Annotated in this window: 11 protein-coding genes; 3 read left to right on the top strand and 8 right to left on the bottom strand. The window is 63.8% G+C overall.

Annotated features, from left to right (window positions below):
- Positions 1-564: 564 nt before the first annotated feature.
- From DLJ53_RS34280 to DLJ53_RS34265, 4 genes are all read right to left on the bottom strand, one after another.
- Positions 565-864 (bottom strand): type II toxin-antitoxin system RelE/ParE family toxin, encoded by a 300-nt coding sequence (locus DLJ53_RS34280; RefSeq protein ID WP_111352797.1) that lies wholly within the window; start codon positions 862-864, stop codon positions 565-567.
- Positions 861-1,130 carry an antitoxin gene (locus DLJ53_RS34275; protein WP_111352798.1) on the bottom strand — a complete coding sequence of 90 codons (270 nt, stop codon included), beginning with the start codon at positions 1,128-1,130 and terminating at the stop codon, positions 861-863. Before DLJ53_RS34275 ends, DLJ53_RS34280 begins: the two co-directional genes overlap by 4 nt.
- Positions 1,131-1,510: 380 nt before the next feature.
- Positions 1,511-2,065: a VirC2 family conjugal transfer protein gene (locus DLJ53_RS34270; RefSeq protein WP_111352796.1), complete on the bottom strand. Its 555-nt coding sequence runs from the start codon at positions 2,063-2,065 to the stop codon at positions 1,511-1,513.
- A gap of 2 nt (positions 2,066-2,067) precedes the next feature.
- Positions 2,068-2,778, bottom strand: coding sequence for a nucleotide-binding protein (locus DLJ53_RS34265; protein ID WP_162409839.1), 711 nt, complete (start codon positions 2,776-2,778; stop codon positions 2,068-2,070).
- Between the two features lie 427 nt (positions 2,779-3,205).
- On the opposite strand from DLJ53_RS34265, the gene DLJ53_RS34260 reads away from it, so the two are divergent.
- The 3 genes from DLJ53_RS34260 (at position 3,206) to DLJ53_RS34250 (ending at position 6,572) form a co-directional block, all read left to right on the top strand.
- A complete protein-coding gene (locus DLJ53_RS34260; protein WP_111352794.1) occupies positions 3,206-3,682 on the top strand; it encodes a DNA mobilization endonuclease VirD1/MobC family subunit in 477 nt (158 codons plus the stop codon).
- Positions 3,683-3,753: 71 nt separating this feature from the next.
- The gene (locus tag DLJ53_RS34255) at positions 3,754-5,379 is read left to right on the top strand and encodes a relaxase/mobilization nuclease domain-containing protein (RefSeq protein WP_146620198.1); all 1,626 of its coding nucleotides are present in this window, start codon (positions 3,754-3,756) and stop codon (positions 5,377-5,379) included.
- Positions 5,380-5,660: 281 nt separating this feature from the next.
- Positions 5,661-6,572, top strand: a complete 912-nt coding sequence (locus DLJ53_RS34250; protein WP_111352792.1) for a replication initiator protein A — start codon at positions 5,661-5,663, stop codon at positions 6,570-6,572.
- 200 nt (positions 6,573-6,772) lie between these two features.
- On the opposite strand, the gene DLJ53_RS34245 is transcribed toward DLJ53_RS34250, so the two are convergent.
- From DLJ53_RS34245 to DLJ53_RS34230, 4 genes are all read right to left on the bottom strand, one after another.
- Complete coding sequence (locus DLJ53_RS34245) at positions 6,773-7,081, bottom strand: ribbon-helix-helix domain-containing protein (RefSeq protein WP_111352791.1); 309 nt, start codon at positions 7,079-7,081, stop codon at positions 6,773-6,775.
- On the bottom strand, positions 7,078-7,725 hold the full coding sequence (gene parA, locus DLJ53_RS34240; RefSeq protein ID WP_111352790.1) for a ParA family partition ATPase: 648 nt from the start codon (positions 7,723-7,725) through the stop codon (positions 7,078-7,080). The genes DLJ53_RS34245 and parA overlap by 4 nt, the downstream gene beginning before the upstream one ends.
- 129 nt (positions 7,726-7,854) lie before the next feature.
- The gene (locus DLJ53_RS34235; protein WP_111352789.1) at positions 7,855-8,163 is read right to left on the bottom strand and encodes a type II toxin-antitoxin system RelE/ParE family toxin; all 309 of its coding nucleotides are present in this window, start codon (positions 8,161-8,163) and stop codon (positions 7,855-7,857) included.
- Positions 8,164-8,166: 3 nt separating this feature from the next.
- Positions 8,167-8,436, bottom strand: a complete 270-nt coding sequence (locus DLJ53_RS34230; protein ID WP_111352788.1) for a type II toxin-antitoxin system ParD family antitoxin — start codon at positions 8,434-8,436, stop codon at positions 8,167-8,169.
- Positions 8,437-8,729 lie beyond the last annotated feature (293 nt).

Raw genomic sequence — 8,729 nt, 5'->3', positions numbered from 1 at the left:
GCAACCCGCGCCTCAGGGGGTCAAAATTGGACGCCGATCCCCCGCTCTATGGGGTCAAAATTCCACGCCGGATCACACCGTACCCGCACGTCCCGATGGCCACCCCGGCCTACTCCCGAAACTCCACCACTTCCGTGGACGCTAACCTCCAGAACTGCTCGCTGCACCGACCGATGGTAAGCCAGTCACCAAATGGCCCGACTGGGACGATGCGTTTCTCGATATTACTCGAGCAATTCGGCGCGCGGCCCAAGATTTGGGGAAGACAGCAAAGCCATCAGTGGGAGCGGATGAGCAGTCGCTGTTCATGACGGCGCTGGGGATGTCACACTTGTTTCGCGGAGGCGAGAAGGAGGCCCAACTCAGTCCGGAAGGGGTCGCGGAAATGTTTTGGTCAATGCTGATCGAACCCCTCCAGCGATCTCGTTAGTAGTTTGAGAATCCGACGCCGCAGACGGGTTCGCCCGTTTCGTATGAACTGACGGCGCCCTCTCAAAAACGGTCCATTTTTGGAGACGCGTGGGACGCCCACGCCCTCCATCGCCCTTCGTGTGCCCACTCACTTCACAGTCGCTCTTGCAAGCGTTCGATCAGGTTCATCCGCTCGTGCAGCACGGCCACGATGACGACGGCCTGATCCTGCTCGACGAAGAACAGTACGTGGTGCTGGCAGCGGTGTGATCGGACCCTCTCGAGCCCCGGCAGGGACCGGGCCTTAACCTCGCCGCTGGCAACCCGCTCGCAGCATCGATGGAGCGCATCCTGGTAGAGGTCCGCCTGGGCCTCGCCCCAAGTCTCCTGCGTGTAGAGCCAGATGTCGACGAGGTCTTCATGCGCAGAGGCCGTGAAGCGGTAGGGGGTCATTTGAGGCGTTGGCGGCGCCGAGCCTCCCGCTTGATGTCGTCGGCGGTGGCAGTCATCACCTGACCGGCGTCGACCTCGGCTAGGCGCGGAGTCAGCAGCGCCTTGAGGGCCTGCAGCGCCTCGGCGTCGGTCATGGTCGCCGGGTCGGGCATGTCGACCAGGGCGCGGTCCAACACGTAATCCTTGATGCTCTGCCCCTTGAGCGCGGCCATGGCCTTGAGCTGCTGGTGCTCCTGAGGGCTGATGTCGATCGAAAGCCTGGGCATGATGATCTCCTCTGGCATCCTCAACATAGGCTGCCGCTCGGCACATTGGCAACATTTGTTGTAAATGTGCCGAGCGGCACGCGCCGACGAGGCCAATGGCATCGTCGCATGGAGGGGGCCTATGTGCGCACGATCGTGTGTCACGCCGACCTCATGGCGGAGGTGCTCGCGTAGGCACGACCACGCGCGCCAATCATCTTCTGGAAATATCCTCGGGGGAGCGCGCGACGCGCGCCGGGGGCAGACAGTCCCCGCAGCCGCGTCAGCGGCTCCCGGCGTCCCTCAGTGCAATTCTCCGTCGCCTTGACGCTTGGTCCGTCCCATCGGCTCCCTGTCCTCACGTTTGCGCCGCTTGTCCTGCGCCCGCAGCATCTCGGGTCCTATGTCCGCGCGAAGAACCAGACGATGGCGTTGCGGCAGATGTCGCCAGCAAGGGTTGCGGGCGGCATCATGTCGAGGGGATCGAGGAGAGCGGCGGCCGTGGCGAAGCCAGCCTCGGTCATCGCGCGGCTGACGCGGATGCCGCCCGGTCGAACCGGGTAGGCGGGCAGCGCCTCGGTGACGGCACCGGCGCGCAAGGCGCTGTCGTAGGCAGCGAGGGCGGACCGCAACGTCATCTGGAGGGCACGCTTCTCGCCGTAGTGGATGACGGCCTCGTCGTAGCGGGCGCTCTGGCCGGGCTCAGGGAAGCGCACGAGCGCCTTCAGGACCACGGTTGCGGCCGCCGGGGGCACCGGGGTCGGAGCGATCTCCTTGCCCTCCCGATCGGGATTTGACGTGGGTCCGGCGGGCGCGAGCTTTAGAGACGGCTTCGCCGCATGAGCCGGTGCCGACCCGGCAGGACCGCCGTCGTAACTGGTCCTCTTCTCGGAACCGATCCGATCGCGCAGCTCGTGCCACTTCGGGACACCCTGTCCCGGCAGCTTGATGGCCATGGTCAGGCGACCAGGGCGGGGGCGCCGGCCGCATCCAAGAGCTCCGCGGTCAGTTTGCGGGCCTCGACGAGGGCGAGACGGATGTGGCTGGCCATGACCCGCTTCGAGGACTGCTTCATCAACTGGCGATGGTAGAGATGGAGATGGCCGAGCGCCTTGATGTCGGCGTAGGCGCGGCGGGTCGGCAGCGTGGTGTCGAGGACGGGCATCTCGGCCAGGAGCTCGAGATTGTATCGCTCTCGGCTCGACAAGCTGGTGGTGGGGATACGGTTGATCAGCAGCCCGGCAGGCGCCTCCATTGCGGCCGCCTTGTGGACCTCGATGACATATTTGAGGGTCTGAAGCGCCTCGTCGAGTTCCATCACCGAGAGGCTCGTCGGGATGACGACGACGTCGGCGTTGAGGAGAATCGCCTGGTTGAGATCGGAGCCGCCGCCGCGGGTATCGACCAGGGCGATCTCGCAGCCGTCGGTCGTGGCGTGCTCGACGGCGGTGGCGAACTGGTCGGTGTCGAAGGCGGGATAGAGACGGCAGTTGTCGTCCCAGGTCTTTTCGGAGGTACCGTTGTTCTTCCAGACGGCGAGGGGTCTGTTGTCATCGGCCTCGAAGCAGGCGATGCGCAGACCCGCCTCGACGAGGACGGAGGCGGCGGCCATCAGGGCGGTGCTCTTGCCGGCGCCGCCTTTGAGCGATGTGAATGCGATGATTTTCATCGGCCTCTCGTTCGGTCGGATGCCGCGCCCGGCATCCGTGTAACGCACTGTTTCAAAGGCGTGAAACCGCAAAAATGCAGCAGAACGGAGGCGCAGACCCGCATGCCCACAGTCCGGCAGAAGGGCATGAGCGCAAAGGCGTATCGGCGTAACCACGCAGAGCCGCATGGATGCGGAAACGCACTCGCGCAGGCACGTGGATCCGCATCGGCGTAAAGCCATACCTCTGCAGACGCGTAAATTCTCAGACGCACTTAAGCGTAAAAACTCAAAGCATCATTCACGTATTCATGTACTCGATCAAAAACGCAAAGTCGTACTGACGCACGTATTCAATTCATTGGGTTGAGGCGAAGTACAAGGCAGGATATATCGGAAAGTAGAACTTTCGCGATTATAGCCCACCTCACCGTCTCGACCCTCCCCCATGACCAATGATCCCGACCGCCAGCCGCCCTGGCCGAACCGCCGATTCTCAAGTGGTTCGTGGACGACCGACGCCTCCAACCCGGCGCCCAAACGGGCCGAGAAGACGGTCTCGGTGAAGATGACGGAGGTTGAGCTCGTCGCATTCGATACGGCGATCGCCCAAGTCGGCCTCAAACGGAACCGCGCGTTGCGCATCGCGGCGCGTCGGATCGGCGGATTTCTGGAAGGCGATGCCGAGACGCTCGCCGTCCTCAAGGACCTCCAGGCGCAGATTGCGGGCATCGCGCGGAACGTGAATCAGATCGCCAAGTCCGCAAATCGGACCCACGACCCGGACTATCGTGCCTTCATGGAGGAGCGCAGAGACCTCGGGAAGGCGCTGTCGCGCCTCGATACGGAGCTTCGCACCTTCACCGAGACCGCGACCCGGCGCACGGACGGCGAGGCGCGACTGCGCAAGGCGTCGTCCTCGTGAGGCAACCGGTCCTCGAGCTTTTGGCGAAAGGGAGGGCGGCTCCGGCCTACGTTTCCGCCGTCGACGCCGTCATGGGCGAGGATTGGGGCGAGATCGATCTCGGACGCGCGGCCATGCGGCAGTCCATCGCCGCGGCGCATCAGGAGGATATCGCGCCTGGCGGAGCGCCGATGCCGCCGTGCGTTCCAGGGCACAGCGCTCAGGCCGTGGTGAAGATGGTTCGGACCGGCGGGGCGCGGAACGTCGCCGGGCTGAAGGCGCAGATGACCTATCTGGCGCGTCAGGGCGGGGTGGAGCTGCAGCGTTCGGAGCGCTTCATGGGCATCGCCATCGACGACGAGGAGGTCGCGAATATGGTGCGTGCCTGGGCCATGCCGACCGACGGTGAGGCCCGCGCGGACCGCACCTCGCACTTCATCGTCAGCTTTTCGCAGGGGACTGACGCGGCGGCGGCCGAGAGAGCCGGCCGCGCGTGGGCCGAGGAGATGTTCGGCTCCGGCGCCTATGGCGGCGACAGCTTCGACTACTACACGGCGTTCCATACTGACCGCGACCACCCGCATATCCACGTCGTCGTGCACCGGCGTGGCCTCGACAACGGCACATGGCTGAAGGTCTCCAAGCGCAGCGCCTTCAACTATCAGGCGATGCGTGAGCTCGCCGTGGAGGTAGGCAAGGCCGAAGGGATCGACCTCGAGGCGACGCCACGCTTTGCCCGCGGCGTTCACGACCGGACGGTGCCGGATGCCGAATACCGCCGTGCCGTCAGTGACGGGCGTGCCCCTGCCCCGCCAAAACACTCGGAGGTTTCGGCGATCCGGACCGCGGCCGCGATCATCCACTACGCCCGGCGTTTCGCTGCCGAGGCAAAGCTGCTGGAGCACGGTTCTCCGGACACCGCGAAGGCGCTGCAGCGCGTCGCCACTACGATCGCGGCTGGGCAGGCCCTTTCGGAGCAAAGCGAACGGACGAGGCCCGAGGACAACGCCGACATCGGCAGGCAACTGGCCCATGTGCGTGCCGAAACGCGAGCGCGGTTCGCGAAGATGGACAAAACGCTCGCCGACTTTCCTGACGGGCCAGACCGCATCCGGCTGATGCGACAGGTGGCAGCGCTCAAAACCGAGGCAGGGCCGCACATGAACGGCTCGGAACTGAGTGACTTTCAGAGAGCGGCCACGCATGGCCGCTACGAAGGGTTCGTGGCTACCGATGCGAAGAGCACTGCTCTCAAGACAGCGGCCGAAGAGGCTGTTCGCCGGATCGCGGAGCGATACGACGTCAACGGCGAGGCGACGGTGGAACGCTACTCGGGAGGCGTGCCGTCAAAGGCCCTGGCGGAGCAGTACGGCGCGGCTGAGGCGCGGGAGCGGGCACGGGCTCGCCAGCGACGTGGTGCCTTCAGGGAGGCGCCTGAGCGTCGTCAGAGTGTGCTCGGCCGGATGCACGATGAGATCGCTGCCGTCTATCGAGACACTCGGGAGCAGGCTCGGGCGGGTGTGGCGGTCAAGGCGGAGCCGCCTTGCCTTTCCAAGCCCCTGCACAGTGGTCGCAGCAGGGTGGAGCATGCGGATCGCGCGGCAGAGGGTCCAACGCGGAAAGCTGAGGCCAATCGGCAGGAGCATGAGCGCGCTGAGCAAGAGCGGAAGAATGCCGAGCGTAAGGCTCGTGAGCGTGGTGGTGGGCGGGGACTTTGAGGGGGTTCGTTCATTGAGTTTTGGCCAGCCAATCATCGATTACGCCACAACCTCGTCGTTTAAGAATCTATTACGTAGTAATAGAGTTTAAGAGTTTAGGAATCCGCTTCCTCATTAAAATCAATTGGTTAGACCACCTTCCTGCACGCGATAACCCGAGTCTTTGCACGCGATAACCCGAGTCAGGCTGCACGCGATAACCCGAGTCTTTCCACAGGCTGCACGCGATAACCCGATGTTTTCCTTTCGGGTTATCGCGTGCAGTTGGTAGGCTGACTGCCATGGTCCCCGCGCTCCAAACCGAAATGTTTGAGGTCGTCGCCTATGATCCGCCACTGCGGGATCAGCGCGACGTGATGGAGTATCCGTTTCTCTCGATCCAGAAGGGGCGGACGAAGCCGATCGTGTTCTCGGACGAGCGCAACGGCACGGAGGTCCGGATCTCGTCGGAGCGGCATACGGGGCTTGCCAACATCTGGGACTGGGATCTCATCGTTTTCGCCCAGGCCCACGTCAACGACGCGATCGAGCAGGGTCTGCCGACGAGCCCGCGCATCCAGTTCGCGCCATACGACGCGCTTCGGTACATGCGGCGGAAGACCGGAGGTGGCGACTACCGCCAGCTCGCGGCGGCGATCGACCGCCTCTATTCGACATCGGTGCGCACGACGATCCGGGCCGAGGATGGCGGCCTCGGCGCCTTCCGGTGGATCTCGGGGTTCTGGATCCCGATGCAGTACAAGAAGGCGCTGATGACGAAGGAGGATCTGGAGGTCTTCGGAAAGATGCCTCCCGATCCGGCGCGACCGTGGACCATCGAGCTGACGCCCTGGCTCTACAACTCCATCCTGTCCCGCAAGAGCATCCTTGCGATCCACCCGGATTATTTCGACCTGACCGGCGGCATGGAGCGCTGGCTTTACCGGCTGGCCCGCAAGGCAGTTCCGGAGAAGGCGGACTTTCCCGGCTTCTCTTTCCGCATGGACACGCTTCACAAGCGGTCCGGTTCGACGAGGCCCTTGCGGAATTTCGCGCTGGACATCCGTCGGATCGCCGAGCGTCAGCCGCTGCCGGAGTACAGCGTCATCGTGAACCGGGACGGTCCGTATGAGCTGGTCACGCTGTTCCGCGACCGCTCCAAGCCGGGGCGGGTGCCCCGTGGTCTGAAGCGACTGATCGAAGGTGAAACATGACAACATGCCAACATGCTGTCATGACGGCATGTTGGCATGTTAGCATGGCATTCTCACCCCGCCGGCGTTGGAAGACGAGGTGAAAGATCGTTCTTCGACGAAGGCGCTCGCCCGCCTTGAGCGGAAGCCGGTCGGTCGAAGTCCTGGCACGCCCGGTCAATCTTGCGGGGGTCTCGCCTGTCCTGCTCGGCGCCCGGTCACTACCCTTTGGCGATCGGAGAGCGCCGGTAGCGCTCGAACAGCATGTTGAGCGCTTCGGCCAGGAGGTCGTTCTGGGAGCGCCCCTCCTCTGCTGCGAGCACCGCGAGCTGCTGGCGAACGGCAGGATCGAAATATCCCGTGACCGCCTTTTTCCCCCGCCGGCTGGGGGCCATGTAGGAAATCGCTGACGTCTCCGGCGCCTCGGCGCGGGGAATATCAGCAGAGGGTGCCTCGCGCTCCATCGCCTTGCGAGCCTTCGGTTCATCGGCGCCGAGGGATTTGAGGCCCTTCGTGAATCGACTGCTCATGGCCTTCTCCTCTTTGCTGCTGTCATGCCAACATGTTCACATGCCCACATGTAGAGGGCCTCAATCTCCTGCGCGGCTTTTCCCTGCGGCTCGAGTTCCTGGGCCGTCTGACCGGAGATCAGCGAGCGGTCATACGCCACACGGTAGCCAATACGCACCGGCGCGACGGCAAGGCCGATGTCGGCGGTGATGGCCTCCGCGGCTTCGTCGGCGACCGAACCCTGGTGCGGGACGCCGTTGAGAACGACAAAGGCGGGCACCTTCACGATCCGGATCAGATCGGCGGTTCGGCGCATGGCCCGAAGGTCCATGATTTTCGGCTGGCACGGTACGATGATGAGATCAGCCGCACGGGCGGCGGCTAGGGCCGCCGATTCGGTGTGGGGTGCGGTGTCGAGCACGATCACGTCGGTGTTGATGTCACGGGCCTGTTCGAGTGTCTTCTCCAGCCGGGAGGGCTGGATCGCGCGCACAGGCGGCACCTCGTCGGTGCGAATGTCGAACCACTCGGTGGCGCTCGATTGTGGATCGAGGTCGAGGAGCACCGCATTCAGTCCATGCAGGTGAAACGCGGTGGTGAGGTGAAGCGCGAGGGTCGTTTTCCCCACGCCTCCCTTCTGGTTGATGAGGGCAATGGTCTTCACAGGCAGGCTCCACGCGAAGCAAGCGACACCCCGTTGAACCGCAAACATGTTAACATGCAGTCATGATTGCATAGCGTCATGTCAACATGCTTACATGCACACATGTTGGCATGATGCCGGCAGCTTCTGCTACGGGAGATCGTCTTCCGCCAAAACCTGCCAATCCCTGGCGGCGTGATACACCCGGATGAGTTCGATGCCGGCGTTCTCAGCCAGAGGTCGATAGAGGATCAGATAACTTCCGACTGGAAACATCCGCACGTCAGGATAATGCGGCAAGCGAACCGCCCCAACGCCAGGCGCGCCGGCCAGCATGCGGATCTTCTCATCCAGGCGCCGCAGGAACGGGTCTGCCCGGGAAGGCGCCTCTGAAGCGATGTATTTGTAGATCTCTATGAGGTCGCGCTCGGCAGCCGGGCGCTTCACGATGCGGGACAAGGATCAGCCGCGTTCCGCGGCGATCTCGGCTTCGGCCTTCGCGATGATCGTCTCGATATCCTCGAGTTCGGTCGGCGGCCCACTCGCAAGCCCTTCCGCGACCGCAGCTTCGATCCGCCCCAGCACGGCCTGGCGCTGTGATTCCTTCTCTTCGAGGAGGCGCAAGCCCGCACGAACGACTTCGCTGACGCCATGATAACGGCCACTGGCGACGAGTGAGCCGACGAACGCTTCCTGATGAGGCGTGAGAGAGACGCTGGGGTTGCGAGCCACGGGTATCCCTTCCGAGCATTGTCGCCAATATAGCTACATCGCTCGAAATTTCAAATTCGGCCGCTCTTTTGACGAGGCTTGGTTATGCGCGACCGGGGGGCGAGGAGTTCGACCGCGGACGCTAGTCGCCCCAAAGTGTGGGGCAACTCGGCGCCTTCGCGCGACGGCGCGACGGGCATCGCGGTGCGCAGAACGTTGGTCTGTCGGGAGGTGGCGTGTCAATCGGCGCGGAAGTTTGACCCCTTATCGGCGTCCAATTTTGACCCCCTGAAGCTGGGTGATCCCGTCGGCGA

The sequence above is a fragment of the Acuticoccus sediminis genome (assembly GCF_003258595.1).
Classification (GTDB): Bacteria; Pseudomonadota; Alphaproteobacteria; order Rhizobiales; family Amorphaceae; genus Acuticoccus; species Acuticoccus sediminis.
The sequence above is the reverse complement of the archived record's forward strand: the minus strand, read 5'-3'. Positions and strand labels throughout refer to the sequence as shown.